General features: G+C 70.0%; 15 protein-coding genes and 1 pseudogene. 9 read left to right on the top strand and 7 right to left on the bottom strand.

Features of this window, described 5'->3' with window-relative positions:
- The coding region (locus tag FE633_RS48955) for a hypothetical protein (protein WP_246114061.1) at positions 1 to 181 on the bottom strand (181 nt) is incomplete at its 3' end.
- Here FE633_RS48955 and FE633_RS49930 point away from each other — a divergent pair.
- Complete coding sequence (locus FE633_RS49930; RefSeq protein WP_425473303.1) at positions 95 to 676, top strand: TetR/AcrR family transcriptional regulator; 582 nt, start codon at positions 95 to 97, stop codon at positions 674 to 676. The genes FE633_RS48955 and FE633_RS49930 overlap by 87 nt on opposite strands.
- On the opposite strand, the pseudogene FE633_RS41300 reads toward FE633_RS49930, so the two are convergent.
- Positions 671 to 1492 (bottom strand): annotated as a pseudogene (locus FE633_RS41300) (helix-turn-helix transcriptional regulator); the annotation flags it as partial. The gene FE633_RS49930 and the pseudogene FE633_RS41300 overlap by 6 nt on opposite strands.
- A 176-nt stretch (positions 1493 to 1668) precedes the next feature.
- Here FE633_RS41300 and FE633_RS41295 point away from each other — a divergent pair.
- The gene (locus FE633_RS41295) at positions 1669 to 2523 is read left to right on the top strand and encodes an NAD-dependent epimerase/dehydratase family protein (RefSeq protein ID WP_138050310.1); all 855 of its coding nucleotides are present in this window, start codon (positions 1669 to 1671) and stop codon (positions 2521 to 2523) included.
- 57 nt (positions 2524 to 2580) lie between these two features.
- Here the strand turns inward: FE633_RS41295 and FE633_RS41290 are convergent, their stop codons facing one another.
- The 3 genes from FE633_RS41290 to FE633_RS41280 all read right to left on the bottom strand — a co-directional run bounded on the left by FE633_RS41290 (position 2581) and on the right by FE633_RS41280 (position 5416).
- Positions 2581 to 3924, bottom strand: coding sequence for a GH1 family beta-glucosidase (locus FE633_RS41290; RefSeq protein ID WP_425473302.1), 1344 nt, complete (start codon positions 3922 to 3924; stop codon positions 2581 to 2583).
- A gap of 46 nt (positions 3925 to 3970) precedes the next feature.
- Positions 3971 to 4237, bottom strand: coding sequence for a protealysin inhibitor emfourin (locus tag FE633_RS41285; protein ID WP_138050303.1), 267 nt, complete (start codon positions 4235 to 4237; stop codon positions 3971 to 3973).
- A 108-nt stretch (positions 4238 to 4345) separates the two neighbouring features.
- Entirely contained in the window at positions 4346 to 5416 is a 1071-nt protein-coding gene (locus FE633_RS41280; RefSeq protein WP_138050302.1) for a M4 family metallopeptidase, read from the bottom strand.
- A gap of 362 nt (positions 5417 to 5778) precedes the next feature.
- Here FE633_RS41280 and leuA point away from each other — a divergent pair, with 362 nt between their 5' ends.
- From leuA to FE633_RS41250, 5 genes are all read left to right on the top strand, one after another.
- A complete protein-coding gene (gene leuA, locus FE633_RS41270; RefSeq protein ID WP_138050301.1) occupies positions 5779 to 7500 on the top strand; it encodes a 2-isopropylmalate synthase in 1722 nt (573 codons plus the stop codon).
- A 172-nt stretch (positions 7501 to 7672) separates the two neighbouring features.
- The gene (locus FE633_RS41265) at positions 7673 to 8383 is read left to right on the top strand and encodes a TerB family tellurite resistance protein (protein WP_425473301.1); all 711 of its coding nucleotides are present in this window, start codon (positions 7673 to 7675) and stop codon (positions 8381 to 8383) included.
- A 217-nt stretch (positions 8384 to 8600) separates the two neighbouring features.
- On the top strand, positions 8601 to 10721 hold the full coding sequence (locus FE633_RS41260; RefSeq protein ID WP_138050299.1) for an MMPL family transporter: 2121 nt from the start codon (positions 8601 to 8603) through the stop codon (positions 10719 to 10721).
- Positions 10722 to 10853: 132 nt separating this feature from the next.
- On the top strand, positions 10854 to 12140 hold the full coding sequence (locus tag FE633_RS41255; RefSeq protein WP_138050309.1) for a sensor histidine kinase: 1287 nt from the start codon (positions 10854 to 10856) through the stop codon (positions 12138 to 12140).
- Between the two features lie 2 nt (positions 12141 to 12142).
- Positions 12143 to 12808: a response regulator gene (locus tag FE633_RS41250; protein WP_171060337.1), complete on the top strand. Its 666-nt coding sequence runs from the start codon at positions 12143 to 12145 to the stop codon at positions 12806 to 12808.
- A 65-nt stretch (positions 12809 to 12873) separates the two neighbouring features.
- On the opposite strand, the gene FE633_RS41245 is transcribed toward FE633_RS41250, so the two are convergent.
- Entirely contained in the window at positions 12874 to 13620 is a 747-nt protein-coding gene (locus tag FE633_RS41245; protein WP_138050297.1) for an IPT/TIG domain-containing protein, read from the bottom strand.
- A gap of 650 nt (positions 13621 to 14270) precedes the next feature.
- Here FE633_RS41245 and FE633_RS49380 point away from each other — a divergent pair.
- Both FE633_RS49380 and FE633_RS41235 read left to right on the top strand, forming a co-directional pair.
- Positions 14271 to 15305, top strand: coding sequence for an ice-binding family protein (locus FE633_RS49380; RefSeq protein WP_171060336.1), 1035 nt, complete (start codon positions 14271 to 14273; stop codon positions 15303 to 15305).
- Between the two features lie 324 nt (positions 15306 to 15629).
- Positions 15630 to 16934: an IPT/TIG domain-containing protein gene (locus tag FE633_RS41235; RefSeq protein ID WP_138050295.1), complete on the top strand. Its 1305-nt coding sequence runs from the start codon at positions 15630 to 15632 to the stop codon at positions 16932 to 16934.
- 144 nt (positions 16935 to 17078) lie between these two features.
- On the opposite strand, the gene FE633_RS41230 is transcribed toward FE633_RS41235, so the two are convergent.
- On the bottom strand, positions 17079 to 18581 hold the full coding sequence (locus tag FE633_RS41230) for an NCS1 family nucleobase:cation symporter-1 (protein ID WP_138050294.1): 1503 nt from the start codon (positions 18579 to 18581) through the stop codon (positions 17079 to 17081).
- Between the last annotated feature and the right edge of the window lie 91 nt (positions 18582 to 18672).

The following is an 18672-nucleotide window of genomic DNA, read 5'->3' as shown; positions in this document are numbered from 1 at the left end:
GCCCGCGGGCCCCGCACCGCCCGGCCGGAAAGCGGGCGAAGCCCGCCGGGACGCCGCCGCGCTGCGCCGCCGCCTCCTCGACGAGGCCGCGCGCGTGCTGGCCGAGGAGGGGCCCGCCGCGCTCAGCGCCCGTCGCCTGGTGAAGGCGGTCGGGGCCTCGACGATGGCCGTCTACACCCACTTCGGTTCGATGCCCGCGCTCGTACGCGAGCTGATGCGCGAGGGTTTCGACCGGTTTCAGTCACGGGTCGAGGAGGTCGGTCAGGGCAGCGACCCCGTGGTCGAGCTGGCCGGACTGTGCCGCGTGTACCAGGAGTTCGCGCGGGCCGAGCCCGACGTGTACGCCGTCATGTTCGGCGGCTCCGTGCTCGCCGGGTTCCAACTCACCGACGAGGACCGGCAGATGGGCGCACGCGTCCTGCGCTACCCGCGCGACGCGATCCGCCGCTGCATCGCCGCCGGACGCTTCCGCGCGGACGCGGACGCCGATCTCCTGGTGCGCCAGCTCTTCGTGCAGATGCACGGCCTCGCCCAACTGGCCCACGCGGGTTACATCCTGGGCGGCTACTCCCCGGACGAGGTGCTGGCCGGCGGGCTGCGGGGCTTCGCGACGGCGGCGGGAGACGACCCCGACGCCGCAGCGCGCTCCATCGCCTCGGGGCTGCGCGGCCGGTGACATGTCCTGCAGGCCCACCACACGCAGGAGTTGAAGGCGTTCGTACGCCTCCGTGCCGGGCCGTGCGGTGTGCACGATCAGCAGTTGGTCCTGCCCCGGGACCAGCATGACCTCGCAGTCCAGCTCCAGCAGCCCCACCAGCGGATGCCGGAACCGTTTCGTCGCCGACCGTCGCACCGCCACCTCGTGCGCCTCCCACAGCCGCTCGAACTCCTCGCTGCCCGCCCGCAGTTCGGCCACGAGCCGCGCCGGACCCGGGTCGTCGGGGCGGGCCGCGGTGACGGCGCGCAGGTTGGCGACATGGGAGCGGGCCAGCTCGGGGTGGTCCTCGGGCGGGAACAGCGCGCGGGCGCTCGGCTCGGTGAAGAAGCGGCGTACGACGTTGTGTCCCTGCGCCTCGCCCGCCAGCGCGACGGACATCGCGTTCTGGGCGAGCACCTCGCCGTAGTCGCTCATCACCTGTGCGGGCGCGTCGTGCAGCCGGTCGAGGATCAGCAGCAGTCCCGGGCGTACGTGGTCCGGGGCGGTGCCGGTCCGGGGCGGCTGTTCGCCGGCCAGGTGGAAGAGGTGGTCCCGTTCGTCGTCCGTGAGCCGTAGCGCACGGGCCAGCGCGCCGAGCATCTGCCGGGAGGGGTGCGGGCCGCGTGACTGCTCCAGCCGTGTGTAGTAGTCCACGGACATGCCCGCCAGCGCCGCCACCTCCTCGCGGCGCAGACCCGGCGTACGGCGCCGTGGGCCGGCGGTCAGGCCCACGGCCGCGGGTTCCAGACGGGCGCGGCTGCGGCGCAGGAAGTCGGCGAGTCCAGGTCGGTCCACGGCTCCAGCGTGCCCCGGCGCGCCCCCGTTATCCAGGCACTGCCGATCCCTGGATCGAGAGGTCTCTCCCGCCGTGCGGCTCCCCGTCCGAGGCTGAGGGCACCAGATCGGCGGCGAGATCGACGAGACCGCTGACGAGATCTCTGACGGGATCACTGACGAGAGAGGAACCGATGATGCTGACACTGGTGACGGGGACGACAGGTCAGGTCGGCCGGCGTTTTGTGCCCCGGCTGCTGGCGCAGGCCCGGCCCGGCGACGAGGTACGGGTCCTGGTCCGCGACGAGGCGCGGGCCGCCGGCCTCGCCGACCTGGGCGCGCAGGTCGTGACCGGCGACCTGCGCGACACCGGGACGCTCGGCAAGGCGCTCGCCGGGGCCGACGCGGTGGTGAACATCGCGGCGGCGTTCCGGGGTGTGCCGGACGAGGAGGCGTGGGCGGTCAACCGGGACGCGGCCCTGGAACTGGGACGCGCGGCGGCCGCCTCGGGCGTACGCCGCTTCGTCCAGGTCAGTACGAACCTCGTGTACGGCACGGGGCGGGGCCGCCCGCACACGGAGACCGACCCGGTCGTGCCCGGCGGGCCGATGTGGGGCGCGTACTCCCAGTCGAAGGCCGAGGCGGAACAGGGCCTGCTGGCCATGGAGGACCTGGACGTACGCGTCGGCCGGCTCGCCTTCGTCTACGGCGAGGGGGACCCGCACCTCGCCCAGTCGATGCGGTGGGCGGCGCACTGGGCCGCGACCCAGCGGCTCCAGATGGTGCACCACGCGGACGCCGCCCAGGGCCTGCTGCGTCTTCTGCAGGCCCCGGGCGCGGACGGCCGCGTCTACAACATCGCTGACGACGCCCCCGTGACGACGGTCGAACTGCACCAGCTCAACGGGCTGGAGGTCCCGGACACGCTGCACGGCCAGGAAGACCCCGACCCCTGGCTGGGCATCGTCTCCACCGACCGCATCCGCCGCGAACTGGGCTTCCGGCCGCTGTACCCCAGCGTGTGGACGGCCCGCGACGCGGGCGCGCTGTAGTGAGCCCACCCCGGCCCACCCCAGCCCACCCCGGCGCGCACCCCGCGCGCCGTCATGTCACCCCTGCGCCCGCAGCACGTCGCGGAGCCACCCGTACGACGCCTTCGGAGTCCGCTCCAGCGTCTCGAAGTCGACGTGGACGAGGCCGAAGCGCCGCGCGTACCCCTCCGCCCACTCGAAGTTGTCCAGCAGCGACCACACGAAGTAGCCGCGGACGTCGACGCCCGCCTCCATCGCGCGGTGCAGTGCCCGGATGTGGCCGTCCAGGTAGGCGATGCGCTCCTGGTCGTCGATGCCCTCGTAGGAGCAGCCGTTCTCCGTGATGACGACGGGCGGCAGCCGGTCGCCGTACCGCTCGGCGAAACCCGTCAGCAGCTCCGTCAGCCCCTCCGGCACCACCGGCCAGCCGAAGTCCGTCACGGGCCGGCCCTCGATCTCCCGTACGGAGAAGGGGAGTTCCGCGGGCATCGTGACCCCGCCGAACTCGATCTCCGAGCCCTGCGGGGCGCCCACCCTCGTCGGCGCGTAGTAGTTGATCCCGTACCAGTCGACGGGCTCCGAGATGACCTTGAGGTCCGCCTCGATGTCTCCGGGCTCTCCGGGCATCAACGCGTCGATCCCCTCCGGGTACCGGCCGAACAGCAGCGGGTCGGCGAAGAGCTGGTTGAGGAGGAGGTCGTAGAAGCCCGCCGCCTCCAGGTCGGCGGGCTCGTCGGACGCCGGCCACGTCGGGCCGTGCGAGTTGGCGATCCCGATGTCCGTGACTCCGGCGGCACGCAGCGCCCGTACGGCGAGACCGTGTGCCAGCAGCTGGTGGTGGGCCGCCGGCAGCGCGTCGAACATCAGCTGTTCGCCCGGCGCGTGCGTGCCGAGCGCGTGGCCCAGCAGGGTGTGCTCGGCGGGCTCGTTGAGGGTGATCCACTGGTGGACGCGGTCGCCGAGGCGTTCGACGACGGCGGCGACGTACTCGGCGAAGCGCTCGGCCGTGTCCCGGTTCAGCCAGCCGCCCGCCTCTTCCAGCGACAGCGGCAGATCCCAGTGGAAGAGGGTCGGGACGGGCCGTACGCCTGCCGCGCACAGCTCGTCCACGAGCCGGTCGTAGAAGTCGAGGCCGCCTCGGGACCGCACCCGGGGCCAGGAGACGGAGAAGCGGTACGCACCCACACCGAGCTCGCGAAGAAGCGCGACGTCCTCGGCGTACCGGTGGTAGTGGTCGCAGGCCACCGCCGCCGTGGAGCCGTCCTTCACCCGCCCGGGTGTGTCCGTGAAGGCGTCCCACACGGAGGGCTCGCGCTCGCCCGCCGCGCCCTCGATCTGGTGGGCCGAGGTCGAGACGCCCCACTGGAAGCCGGCCGGGAACTGAGGTATCGGATGCGGATTCGTCGCCATGCGCGCGATCATCCGTACCGCTGGTAACGGAAGTCAACGGCCGGGTGGGAACTGCCCGTTACGCTCCTTCCTTCAGCACCCGGGAGATCAGCTTGCGCTGTTCCTCCGTCAGCCGGGGATCCGAGCAGTACACCGTCTTCCCGTCCACGGTGATCTGATAGCTGAACCCGTCCGGGACGCCGATCGGCGGCGTCCGGCGGCCGTCGGCGACGGCCCGCTCGGCCAGGTCGTGCCACTCCTGGGCATCGGCCCGGCCCGACGTCTCCACCGCGGCATGACGGTCGATACCCGCGAATCCGCCTGTGCGCTTCACTTGGATACGCATGGTTCCTGTCTAGTACGAAAGAGTCCGCCGGGCCACTTCTGGGCCATCGCCCCAGCTTCAGACCGGGGTCGCCCCCACCGGCCTCGGGCCAGGGTCACCGCACCGGCCTCAGGCCGTGGTCACCCCCACCTGCTCCCAGGCTTTGGTGACGGCCTGCAGTTCATCGCCCTCGCCGTACGAGGCGCGCGCCGTGGCCACCGTCAGCGTCGCGAAGTCGGAGAAGCTCGCTCGCGAGTCCAGCTCTCCGCCGGTGAGCACCTCGTACCAGATCTTCCCGGCGCGCTCCCAGGCGTGGCCGCCGAGGTCCGTGGCGACGAGGTAGAAGGCGTGGTTCGGGATGCCGGAGTTGATGTGCACGCCGCCGTTGTCGCGGCCGGTGCGGACGTAGTCGTCCATCGTCGCGGGCTGCGGGTCCTTGCCGAGCACGTCGTCGTCGTACGCGGTGCCCGGCGCCTTCATGGAGCGCAGCGCCTTGCCGGTGACACGCGGCGCGAGCAGGCCCGCGCCGATCAGCCAGTCGGCGTCGGCGGCGGTCTGGCCGAGCGTGTACTGCTTGATGAGCGAGCCGAAGACATCCGAGAAGTGCTCGTTGAGCGCGCCCGGCTGTCCGAAGTAGGTGAGGTTCGCCGTGTACTGCGTGACGCCGTGGGCGAGTTCGTGGCCGATGACGTCGACGGGGATGGTGAAGTCGAGGAAGATCTCGCCGTCACCGTCGCCGAAGACCATCTGCTCGCCGTTCCAGAAGGCGTTGTTGTACTCCTCGCCGAAGTGCACGGTGGCGTTCAGCGGCAGCCCCTCGCCGTTGATCGAGTTGCGCTCGTACGCCTTCAGGAACAGCTCGAAGGTCGCGCCGAGGCCGGCGTACGCGCGGTTGACCGTGGCGTCCTTGCCGGGCTTGTCGCCCTCGCCGCGCACCTTCTTGCCGGGCAGTTCCTGCTTGTGCCTGGCGTCGTGGATGGTGCGCTGGGGCTTGTCGGCCGCGGCGCCGGCGGGCGGGGCCAGGGCGGGCGCGCCCACGACCGTGGTCATCCGGCGGTGGGTGCGCTCGAGTGCGTCGCGCTCCAGAGTGCGGCGGGCGGGGCGGGCGAGCGCGGGGTCCTCGGCCTGGGCCAGGGTGTCGAGGACATGGGGCGGCACGATGGTGCAGAAGACAGGCTCGAAGCCTGGATTGGCGGTCATGCCCGGCAGATTTGCACTCAGTCATGGGGTTGTCACTAGCTGCAACCATGATTGGTGAAATGTGGCGATAAGGAGCCCGGGAATCCTGCGGGATGTGGTATAGGGCACTTTTCGTCCCTTTTGCTCTGGCGGTCCCGCATACTGATACAGCCCCTCGCGCGGCGCGAGGCTCGGCTAGGCTTCGCAGCATCATGCGTTTCGGGCTGCTTCTCCTTAGCTGCCGCGGCGAGGGCCTGTAGTCGAGGCCGACCCCCTCCCCGCGGAGTTCGGTGTTGCGCTACGACCCGTCGGCCGTCCCTCTCCAGAAGATCCGGAAGGATCCGCGAGAGGATCCAGCGGACACCCCGAGGAGCTCACGCATCATGGCGAACCGCCAGCAGCCCACTTCCATGCCGATCCACAGGTACCGCCCGTACGAGCAGGTCGACATCCCCGACCGTACGTGGCCGGACAACCGGATCACCGCCGCCCCCCGCTGGCTCTCCACCGACCTGCGGGACGGCAACCAGGCCCTGATCGACCCCATGTCGCCCGCGCGCAAGCGCGAGATGTTCGATCTGCTGGTGAAGATGGGCTACAAGGAGATCGAGGTCGGCTTCCCCGCCTCCGGGCAGACCGACTTCGACTTCGTACGCTCGATCATCGAGGAAGAGGGCGCGATCCCCGATGACGTCACGATCTCCGTACTGACCCAGGCCCGCGAGGACCTGATCGAGCGGACCGTCGAGTCCCTGGTCGGCGCCAAGCGCGCCACCGTGCACCTCTACAACGCCACGGCCCCCGTCTTCCGCCGGGTCGTCTTCCGCGGCTCCAAGGACCAGATCAAGCAGATCGCGGTCGACGGTACGCGGCTGGTGATGGAGTACGCCGAGAAGCTGCTGGACGAGCGGACCAGCTTCGGCTACCAGTACAGCCCCGAGATCTTCACCGACACCGAGCTGGACTTCGCCCTGGAGGTCTGCGAGGCCGTCATGGACGTCTGGCAGCCCGGCCCGGACCGCGAGATCATCCTCAACCTGCCCGCCACCGTGGAGCGTTCGACCCCCTCCACCCACGCGGACCGCTTCGAGTGGATGAGCCGCAACCTGTCCCGCCGCGAGTACGTCTGCCTGTCCGTCCACCCGCACAACGACCGCGGTACGGCGGTCGCGGCCGCCGAGCTGGCGCTGATGGCCGGCGCCGACCGCATCGAGGGCTGCCTGTTCGGCCAGGGCGAGCGCACCGGCAACGTCGACCTGGTCACCCTGGGCATGAACCTGTTCTCGCAGGGCGTCGACCCGCAGATCGACTTCTCGGACATCGACGAGGTCCGCCGCACCGCCGAGTACTGCAACCAGATGGGGGTCCACGCCCGCCACCCGTACGTCGGCGACCTCGTCTACACCTCCTTCTCCGGCTCCCACCAGGACGCCATCAAGAAGGGCTTCGACGCCATGGAGGCGTCCGCCGCGGAACAGGGCAGGACGGTCGGCGACATCGAGTGGGCGGTCCCGTACCTGCCCATCGACCCCAAGGACGTCGGCCGCTCCTACGAGGCGGTCATTCGCGTCAACTCGCAGTCCGGCAAGGGCGGCATCGCGTACGTCCTGAAGAACGACCACAAGCTGGACCTGCCGCGCCGGATGCAGATCGAGTTCTCGAAGATCATCCAGGCGAAAACGGACGCCGAGGGCGGCGAGGTCACCCCGAAGGACATCTGGGCGATCTTCCAGGACGAGTACCTGCCCAACCCGCAGAACCCCTGGGGCCGTATCCAGGTACGCAACAACCAGAGCACCACGGACCGCGACGGTATCGACACGCTCACCGTCGAGGCCGCGGTGGACGGCACCGAGACCGTTCTGGTCGGCACCGGCAACGGCCCGATCTCCGCGTTCTTCCACGCCCTGCAGGGCGTCGGCATCGACGCCCGCCTGCTGGACTACCAGGAGCACACGATGAGCGAGGGCGCCTCCGCGCAGGCCGCCTCGTACATCGAGGTCGCGATCGGTGACAAGGTGCTGTGGGGCATCGGCATCGACGCGAATACGACACGTGCGTCGCTGCAGGCAGTCGTGTCGGCGGTCAACCGCGCGACGCGATAACCCCGCCCACCTGCCGTTTCTCCGGTCCCGTCCGCCCCACAGGCGGGCGGGGCCGCGGCCGTTAACCGGCCATGTCCGCGAGCGGGCGCACCCAGGTGCTGACTCCGGGTCGACGATGTGGCTAACATCACGCCATCGCGGCGATGTTGCCGCGGGGTTAAGGAGGTGCGACGTGCTGCCAGGATGGGGACGGAACAGCCGATTTGTCCGCGCCCGCGCGCTCGGCGTTTCACGCATCCTGGGAACCCGCACCGCGTGGACCACCGTCGGTGACGGCGAGTTCTTCTGCCCCGGCTGCGGAGGCGACCGCAACTACCAGCGCCTCGCCGGCCGCCGCCGCTTCACGTTCCTCGGTATGCCGGTCCTGCCGCGGGGCGACACCGGGCCCGTCGTCGAGTGCGCCGCCTGCTGCCACCACTTCGGCGCGGACGTCCTCGACCACCCCACCACCACCCGCTTCTCCGCGATGCTGCGCGACGCGGTCCACACCGTCGCCCTCGCCGTCCTGGCCGCGGGCGGCACCAGCTCGCGCACGTCCCTGGAGACGGCCGCCCACGCCGTGCGCTCGGCCGGCTTCGACGACTGCACCGAGGAACAGCTCGCCGCGCTCGTGGAGGCCCTCGCCGCCGACACCGGCCGCGTCCACGGCGGCCACTGCGGGCCGGGACTGGCCATAGAGCTCCACGAGGCGCTGGACCCGCTGGCCCCGCACCTCGCTCCCACCGGCCGCGAGGGGATTCTCCTCCAGGGCGCCCGCATCGCCCTCGCCGACGGCCCCTACACCCCCGCCGAACGCGACGCCCTCGCGACGGTCGGCGCGGCCCTGACGATCCCCGCGGACGACGTGACGAGGCTGCTGGCGACGGCGCGCACGCCGTCCTGACCGCAGGCGCACGCCGTCCTGACCGCAGCGCGCACGCCGTCGTGACCCTGCCACCAGGCCGGGCGCCCGTACGGCTCCCCGTACTCCCCGGGGAGTAATCCGCCCCCCTTGTCACCCCCGGCAGTACGCGCGACCTCGCACTCCCGCCCGACGAAACCCGCTCCCTCCGCCGGAAGTCTGGAACCGGACCAGACACCCACCGGAGGGAGACCCGTCAATGGGGGCCGGAGAGACAACCACGACGCGAACGGGGCGGCGGCGCGCTGTGCCCTGGCTGGTGCTGGGGCTCTGGGTGGCCGTGCTGGCGTTCGTGGCGCCGTTCGCGGCGAAGCTCGCCGATGTGCAGCACGACCGGATCACCGACTATCTGCCGGCGAACGCCGACTCCACTCAAGTGGCCGAGATCCAGGAGCAGTTGCCGGGCGGCGAGAGCACCGAGCTGGTGCTCGTCTACCACCGGGACGGCGGGCTGACCGCCGCCGACCGGGCCACTGCCGCCGACCAGGTGGAGAAGATCGCCGGACAGCACGAGCTGACCGGCAGCCCTCGCGGGATCCCGTCCGAGGACGGTACGACGCTGATGTACCCGGTCGCCAGCAACGAACCCGGGACGGACGAGGACCTGAGGGACCAACTGGTCAACGACGTACGCGAAGTGGCCCGGGGCGAGGGCGGCCTGAGCGTCGAGGTGGGCGGCTCCGGCGCGCTCTCCACCGACGCCGCCGAGGTCTACGACTCGCTCGGCGGCCCGCTGCTCTACACCACCGTCGCCGTCGTCGCCGTCCTGCTGATCCTCATCTACCGCAGCCCCGTGCTCTGGCTCGTGCCGCTCGCCGTCGCCGGCATCGCCGACTACCTGTCGATGGGCGTCGCCTACGGGCTCAACCAGGCCTTCGGAACCACGATTTCGGGGCAGAGCTCGGGCATCATGACGATCCTCGTGTTCGGCGCGGGCACCGACTACGCGCTTCTGCTCGTATCGCGCTACCGGGAGGAGCTGCGGCGCATCGAGCGGCCGTACGACGCCATGATCGCCGCCCTGCGCGGCTGCGGGCCCGCCGTGCTCGCCTCCTCCGGCACGGTCGCCGCCGGACTGCTGTGCCTGCTCGCCGCCGACCTCAACAGCAGCCGGGGCATGGGCCCGCTCGGCACGGTCGGGGTGCTGTGCGCGCTCGTGGCGATGCTGACCCTCCTTCCCGCGATCCTCGTCCTGCTGGGCCGACGGGTGTTCTGGCCGCTCGTGCCCGCGTTCGGGAGCGAGGCCAAGCGGCGGCGGAGCCTCTTCGCGGCGATGGGCAGTTCGGCCGGACGCAGGCCACTGGCGGTCCTCGCCACGGGCGGCGTGCTGCTCGGCGCGCTCGCCCTGGGCGCGTTCAACCTGCCCGGGTCGCTCAAGCAGGAGGACTCCTTCGTCGACAAGCCCGAAGCCGTCGCGGCCATGGAGACCCTCGCCAGGGCCTACCCCGAAAGCGGCACCCAGCCCATCGACGTGATCACCCCGGAGGGCCGTGCCGACGAGACGCTCGCGAAGATCCGGGACACACGGGGCGTCGGCAGCGCGGAGAAGGGACGGACCGCAGACGGCTGGACCGAGATCTCCGTCATCGCCAAGGCCGCACCCCAGTCGGCGGCGGAGACCGCCACCATCGAGTCCCTGCGGGAGGGGCTGAAGGGCTCGTACGTCGGCGGGGTGAGCGCCCAGCAGATCGACCTGGAGGACACCAACTCCCGCGACACCAAGGTCGTCGTACCGCTCGTCCTCGCCTCCGTGCTGCTCATCCTGATCGCCCTGCTGCGCAGCCTCGTCGCGCCCCTGCTCCTGGTGGCCGCCGTGGTCGCGGTGTGGGCCGCGGCGCTGGGCATCGGCGGACTGGTCTTCGGCCCGGTCTTCGGCTTCGAGGGAACCGATCCCGGGCTCGGACTGCTCTCCTTCGTGTTCCTGGTGGCCCTCGGCGTCGACTACGGCATCTTCCTCATGCACCGGATGCGCGAGGAGTCCCTGTCCGGGAAGGAACCCGTGGCCGCCGCGCTCACCGCACTGCGCACGACGGGAGGCGTCATCGCCTCGGCCGGCCTCGTCCTCGCCGCGACCTTCGCGGTGCTGACGAACATGGGCCTGGTGGCGCTGGTCGAGCTGGGCTTCGTGATCTCCGTGGGAGTGCTGCTCGACACCTTCCTCGTACGGACGTACCTGGTGACCAGCGCCAGTGTCGCGCTGCGAGAGAAGGTGTGGTGGCCCGGCCGCCTCTCCCGCGAACCGGGTTCGGGCTCGGGTCCGGGTTCGGGGCCCGGTCCGCAAGAGTCCCCAGAGGACTCGAAAACAGTCACCGTCGCCTAGTCAATGGGGACTTGAGTGCCCCTTCCCTGCCGGAGGGGGCACCTCCTACCGGAAGATGGAGCCGTGCAGGAACCGGCAGCAACGACCACAGCACCCAGGGACGCCGTACGCCCCCGGCGGGGCGAGCGCATCATGGCCGCGATCAACCGCGACCCGCTGACCGCGCCGCACCGCACACGCAACGACGCGATCATCGCCGGCACGGTCGCCGTTGTCGCCGTCGCCCTCGCGCTGTTCGTCGACGACGGCCGCAGGCCCGACGCGCTCGGCTGGACGCTGCTGCTCGCCGCCCATGTGCCGCTGGTGTGGCGGCGCAGCCACCCCGTGCGCGTGCTGCTCGTGGTGGTGGCCTGCGTCGCCCCGTACCACGGCCTCGACAACAACCACGCCGCGCCCGTCCCCGCGACCATGCTGGTGCTCTACACGATCGCGGCGACCGGCACGGCACGCCGTACGCTGCTCACCGGTGCCTCCGTCCTCGGCGTGACGCTGATTTTCAACGCCCTCACCAACCCCGACGGAGTGCGGGAGGTCCTGCGGATCTCCGGCTGGGTCGTCGCGGTCCTCTTCTGCGGCATCGACGTCCGCTACTACCGCCAGTACGTCGCCTCGATCGTCGAGCGAGCGGTACGCGCCGAACGCACCCGTGAGGAGGAGGCCCGGCGCCGGGTCGCCGAGGAGCGGCTGCGCATCGCGCGCGACCTGCACGATCTGCTCGCCCACAGCATCACGCTCATCGGCGTGCAGACCTCCGTCGCCGCCCACGTCCTGGCCGCCGACCCGGACCGCCTCGACCGCGAGGCCGTCGCCAAGGCGCTCGACGACATCGCCGACACCTGCCGCGGAGCCCGCGGTGAACTCCGCACCACCCTGGAGGTGTTGCGCGCCTCCGAGCACGGTGACGGGCGCGGGCCCCTGCCCGGCCTCGACGGTGTGGCCCACCTCGTGGAGGCCGCCCGGCTGACGGGGGCGCGGGTCGAACTGTCCGTACGGGTGGACCACGCGCCGTCCGCCGTGGGCGCCGCCGCGTACCGCATCGTGCAGGAGTCCCTGACCAACTCCGTACGGCACGGAGGGCCGGGGCTGACGATTCGTGTGGACCTGCACGAGAGGGACGGCTCGCTGCATGTGTCGGTCACCGATGACGGCACCGGGACCGCCTCGGCCTCAGGCGGCACCCCCGGCGGGTTCGGGCTCGTCGGGATGCGTGAGCGGGCCCGGAGCGTGGGCGGCACGCTGGACGCCGGGCCGGGGCCCGCCGGGGGTTTCGAGGTGAGAGCGGTACTGCCCGTGCTACCTGTGGCGTCCGTGCCGGGACCGTCCATGCTGCCGGTACCGGCCGAACCCGTCGGTACAGCCGAACCCGTCACTACAGCCGAACCCGTTGAACCGTCCGCGCACCGAGAAGAGGCCCGATAACCATGATTCGCGTCCTGCTGGCCGACGACCAGACCCTCGTGCGGGCCTCCTTCGCGATGCTCGTCAAGTCGGCCGGGGACATGGAGGTCGTGGCCGAGGCGGGCACCGGGCGGGAGGCCGTGGAGCTGGCCCGGTCCGCGCGGGCGGACCTCGTCGTGATGGACATCCGCATGCCCGACCTCGACGGCGTCGAGGCGACCCGGCTCATCGCCGCGGACGAGGATCTCGCGGGGGTCAAGGTGCTCGTCCTGACGACGTACGACACCGACGAGCACATCGTCGAGGCACTGCGGGCCGGGGCTTCCGGCTTCCTCGTGAAGGACATCAGACCGGCCGAACTCCTCGACGCCATCCGCACGGTGGCCGCCGGCGAGTCGCTTCTTTCGCCCGGCCCGACCTCTCGCCTGATCGCCCGCTTCCTGCGCGCCCCGCACGCCATGGCTCCCGCGACGGGCGGACCGGACGGGCTCTCCGAACGGGAACGGCAGGTCCTGACGCTTGTCGCCCGCGGCCTCAACAACGTTGAGATCGCCGACGCGTTGGGACTGAGCCCGCTCACGGCGAAGACCCATGTCAGCCGGATCATGGGGAAGTTGGGGGCACGGGACCGGGCGCAGCTGGTGATGGTGGCGTACGAGTCGGGGCTGGTGACACCGGGGGAGGGCTGAGGTCCGGCCCCGAAGGCGGCCATGCCACCGGCGCCCGGGTCAGGACCGGGCGCCGGTGACACCGGTCAGATGGCGGGGTTACTGATGTAGGTGAAGCCGTCCACCGCCGTGACGGAACCACCCGGGTTGGTCACCACCACGTCGACCGTTCCGGCCGCACCGGCCGGCGCGACCGCCGACAGGGTGGTCGCGTTGATGGCGTCGAACGGCGCGTTGACGCCGCCGAAGGTCACCGACTCGGTCGAGCCGAGGTTGGCGCCGATGATGGTCACCGCAGTGGCGCTGGTGGTCGACCCCTCGTCCGGGGTGATGCTGTCGATGGCGGGGGTGTCGACGTAGGTGTAGGACAGGCCGTTGTTGGTGCCGCCCGCGGTGGTCACGCTGACCGAGACCGGCCCGGCCCCCGCGCCGGCGGGCACGGTGACGGTGAGCTGGCTGTCGGACACCACGGTCGGGGTGGCGGTCGTCCCGCCGAACGACACGCTGGTGGCGGTGGACAGTCCTGTGCCGTTGAGCGTGAGGGTGTTGCCGCCGGCCAGCGCCCCGGAGGTCGGGCTGATCGAGGACTTGAACGGGGCGCCGACGTAGAAGAACGACACGGGGTTGCTGGTCCCGCCCGCCGTGGTCACGGTGACCCCGACGGTGCCGGTGCCCGACGGCGATACGGCGGTGACCTGGGTCGGGGACACGTTGGTGACGCTCGTGGCCGGCTTGCTGCCGAAATTCACCGCGCTGGTGCCGCTCAGGTTGGTGCCCGTGATGGTCACCAGCGTGCCGCCGCCGGTGGAGCCCTGGTTCGGAGAGATAGGCATGAGGATGCTCCTCGCTGGACGAGAACGGATGGACGCAGAGAACCGGCCGTACGGCCCTGTCAGCGGTCCGCACCTTGTGCGCCACGAGCGTGTGATCCCTCCCCCGCGGAGGGCAGCCAGGCGTCGCCATGACAACTGCCGCGTCCCTGCGGAGGCAGGGAAGGAAAAAACCGGCAGGCGCCGCCCTCTACCACGCTCCCCCGGTACGGGATGGGCGGCCCACCGGTTCGCTATCTGAAGTGACCCATACAGCCCCACGCGTGACAAGGGAGCAACAGGCGGACCACCCGAACGGCCGAGCGCACACGCATCACAAACCTGGCTTCGGCGAGAACATCACGCGCTCCCACTGCACATGAAGAATTCGGTCAGCCGGTGCACGCATTTCAGGATCACTCGGACGGATACCCAGAAGTGGATCTCAACAGTGATCTCATATACACGGGCGTTGTCCTCCCGGACGACTGTCGACCGTCATGCATGCCTCTGTGCGTTGCTGCTTTTCCGTTCGCCCTGACGTCGTAGTGACTCCGGGAATGAATCTGGAAGGCCAATGAATGCCAGAAATTAGCCGTCCTGCTGCTGCTTTGCGTGAATGGCGGCAGCTGAGAGCCTTCACCGCGCTGGTCGCCGGTGCTGTCCTGACATGTTTGGCAGGGCTTGTACTGACCTCCGGACAGGCACTGGCCGTTGCGACCCCGGTGGATCTGGCAAGCGCCAAGGGCTACGCAGTCCTGGCCGGCACAAGCGTCGCCAACACCGGTAACAGCATTGTCCAGGGCGATCTCGGAGTCAGCGGGGGAAGCGATGTGACCGGCTTCCCGCCGGGAATCGTGTACGGCGCGACCCATACGGATGACGACATCGCGGCGCAGGCACAGAAGGACCTGGAGAGCGCATACGACGACGCGGCGGTCCAGGCCCCGGACACAGCCATGGCGGGGGACATCGGTGGGAACACTCTGACTCCAGGCGTCTACCGTGCCGCCGGCCCTCTGAGCTACACCGGGACGCTGACGCTGGATGCCGAGGGAGACCCGAACGCGGTCTGGGTGTTCCAGCTCCCTTCGACCCTGACGACAGGCACGAACAGCTATCTCGAACTCCGCAATGGCGCTCAGGCGTCCAACGTCTTCTGGCAAGTCGGCGGAACCGCCACCCTGGGGGCCGACTCGTTTTTCCAGGGCACGATCATGGCGTCGGACTCGATCTCCCTGGAATCGGGAAGCTGGATCCACGGCGGTGCGTTGTCGCGCGACGGCAACGTGACCTTGGAAAACTCCGTGATCACCCTCGACGGCCTCGTCGGCCCGCCCGGGCCGGCCGGAGCCACGGGATCGGCGGGACCTGCGGGACCTTCCGGACCGGCTGGACCCGCCGGAGAGGAAGGAGCCCAGGGATCCACCGGACCGCGAGGTCCGCAGGGAGCGGCCGGTCCGCCTGGCCCTCGTGGTCCGAGAGGTGTCCCGGGCGGTCGTGTGCATCCCCGCCCTCCGCACGGGCATTCGTCGGACGATGGCCGTGACCATCACAGGTCGGAGGGCGCCGACCACATGGCGGAGACCGGTCCGGAGGAGTATGTCGTTCCCGGTGCGATCTCCGCGGCCGCGATCCTGCTGGGCGGTTGGATTGTTTACGCGGTCCGGAAGAGGCGGACGTCCGCGGACAGCGACTTCGACTTCTGACACCACAGGCGGCGCATTGGTAATGCACTCACCCATCTGAGTGATGCTCGGTCACTGACGTTGTTCAATGATGGCTCTCCGTGGGTTACTCAATTATCCGAACCGGTGGGCTGCCCGTCCTCTCCGGGGGGAGTGGCAGTCAGCGTTGAATGCTGATCTGTCGCGATGGGCGCCCCCGAGAGGTGTTTGGGTAGAACCAGTCGGTCCCGGTGGTTACTTCATGGGCCACCCGATGCACGCGGCAATGTACTGCGTGGGCCCGCCTTCTGACCCATCCTCGGCGTGCAGTCCCGAGGACGATCCCCTTCTCGAAGGAGGTCTGGCATGGCCAAAACAGACAAGGCGCCGTCAGCAGGAGCACGTCCTTCAGCGGTACTGGCCGCCCCCGTCATCAATCTGAGCAGCCCCGTCTCCGGCGTAGCCGGCACGACCGTCACGCTGACGGGCAGCGGCTTCACCGGCGTCACCGCGGTCAAATTCGGGGCCAATTCTGCGAGTTCGTACAGCGTGGTATCCACCACCAAAATCACCGCCGTGGCCCCCGCCGGCTCAGGAACGGTCCAGATCACGGTGACCACAACCGGCGGCACCAGCAATGGCATTGGCTTCACCTATACGACCGCCACCCCCGTGATCAGCGGTGTGGAACCCGTCAAAGGGCCGACGTCCGGGGGCAATACGGTCACGCTCACCGGGACTTCCTTCAACGGCGCCACGCAAGTCCGTTTCGGGAATACCACGGCCGCATTCGCCGTGGTCTCCGCGACGCAGATCACTGCCACAGCACCGGCCAGGGCCGCGGGCACGGCCAACATCACCGTGGTAACGCCGGGCGGGACGAGCAACGGCGTTCCCTACACCTACGTCGTCGCTCCCACACTTGCCGCCGTGACCCCCAACCAGGGCCCCCTGGCAGGCGGCAATGCCGTCCTACTGACCGGGACCGGTCTGGACAGCGCCACACAGGTCCGCTTCGGGAGCACCAGCGCCGCCTACACCGTGGGCTCGGCAACCCAGATCACCGCGACGGTTCCCGCCGCGGCCGCCGGCGACGTCGCCGTCACGGTCGTCACCCCGGGCGGCACCACATCCGGCAACGTCTACTACCACTACCTGCCCGTTCCCGCCGTCTCCGTGCCGACCCCCTCGGCCGGACCCGCCGCAGGGGGCAACGCGGTCACACTGACCGGCTCCCACCTCCTCGCGGCCACCGCCGTCAGCTTCGGCGCGACACCGGCCACGACGTTCACGGTCGTCTCCGACGACGAGATCGACGCGGTCGCACCCGCTCAGGCAGCCGGAACCGTCACCGTCTCCGTCACCACACCGGGCGGCACCAGCAGCAGCGCCGCCTACACCTACCTCGACCCGCCGACACTCAGCGGCGCGGCACCAGACCAGGGACCGACCGCGGGCGGCAACACCGTCACCCTCACCGGGGAAAACCTCACCGCGACCACGGAAGTCCGCTTCGGTACCGACCTCGCCGGTTTCACCGTCGTCTCCGACACCCTCCTCACCGCCACCGCGCCTCCCGGCCCCGCCGGAACCGTCAGCGTCACCGCCACCACCCCGGCCGGAACCAGCACCAGCACCCCGTACACCCGGCTCTCCCCGCCCGGCATCTGAGCAGGCGGCCAGTGTCACCACGCGCAACGGCAGCCGGTCCGACCTCGGTCACCGAGGTCGGACCCGGGCGACCGAGGTCGGACCCCGGTCGCCCTCGGCGCGCCTATAGCCCAGGCCAGTGCCCACGGTCGGCGCCGTAGCCCGTCAGCGCAGCGATGCGCGCACCCAGGCACTTCCACGCATGAACAGGTAGTGCAGTGCCCCGCCAAGGGCTGCCCCGATGATCCATGCAAACCCGGTCAGGTCGCTCATCGTGGGATCCCATACCGTGGAGACGGAGAAGATCGCGGCGAGGCCGAACGCTGCGAGCGCCCTGAGGTTCCAGCCCCTGTTGTAGTAGTAGGTGCCGTCCGGCTCGGCCGTGAACAGGTCCTGCACGTTGAGCCGCTGCTTTCGGATCAGGTAGTAGTCGATCACCACGATCCCGTAGAGCGGCGCCAGCAGCGCGCCCAGTGTGTCCACGAACTTCGCGAGTCCCAGGTGGCTGATCACGGGTATCCACAGCGCGCCGACGACGAACGCGACCAGCGCCGTGATGACGCCGCCGCCACGGGCGCTGATGATGTCGGGGCTCGTGTTGGTCAGGTCGTAGGCGGGCGGGATGAAGTTCGCAACCAGGTTGATCCCGACCGTGGCGGTGAAGAAGGTCAGCGCCGCGATGATCGTCAGCCAGGTGTTGTCGACCCGGTCCACGATGTCGGAGGGGTTGGTCAGCGGCTTCCCGAACAGCACTCCCGTGCCGGCGGTTATGACCAGGGCCAGGTACGAGAAGAGCGCGAGGCTGACCGGCAGTCCGAAGAAGTTCCCCCATGCCATCTGCCGCTCGGTCTTGACGAACCGGGAGAAGTCACCGTAATTGATGATCACCGCGGCGAAGTAGGCCACCATTGTGCCGACCACGCTCACGAACGCCGAGACCGACGTGCTGTCGTCGCCGCCGGACCCTGCGAAGATGTTGCCGAGTTCGGTCAGCAGTCCGCTTCCCGCCTCTTTCCAGATGATCACCGCCAGCGCGATCATGACAATGTAGACCAACGGGCCGGCCCAGTTGAGGTAGCGGGTGATCCAGTCGATGCCCCGCAGGAACAGCCCCAGCTGGAACACCGCCACGATGACGTAGGAAATCCAGCCGACGGAGCTCATGCCGAGGAAGTTTCCGCTGCCCGTGTATCCGGTGGTCGCGGTGATCAGCAGTGCGATCGCCGTGGAGGCGAAGTAGGTCTGCACGCCGTACCAGAAGATGGCGACGGTGGCCCGCACCAGCGCGGGGAACTGCGCACCGCGTACGCCCATGCCGGCCCGGGCCATGACCGGGTAGGGAATGCCGTACTTGACGCTCGGCTTTCCCATCAGGTTCACCAGCAGCATCACGATGAACCCGGCGAGGATGATGCCGGCGAACACCCACCAGCCGTTCAGGCCGGAGGTCGTGAACAACGTGGCGGCCAGGGTGTAGCCGAAGAGGCTATGAATGTCGCTCGACCAGACGTTGAAGATCGAAAACATGCCCCACTTCCGCTTCTTGTGCGGCAGTGGGGCAAGGTCGTCGTTGTACAGCGTTGGGTCAGGGTCGGTGACGGTGAGCGGATCATGATCTGCTGCGGATATCGCGTGATCGGTGGAGTGGCTGCCATCGCGGAGCGACATTTTTACCTCGTGGGGACGTCGTCGTTGCTCACGGGCTCTCAGGGGGGATAGAGAGGGGCGGGGGCTGCTGAGCCCGCCGTGTGTGTGGGGG

Source organism: Streptomyces montanus, from assembly GCF_005786655.1.
GTDB lineage: Bacteria > Actinomycetota > Actinomycetes > Streptomycetales > Streptomycetaceae > Streptomyces > Streptomyces sporangiiformans.
The sequence above is the reverse complement of the archived record's forward strand: the minus strand, read 5'-3'. Positions and strand labels throughout refer to the sequence as shown.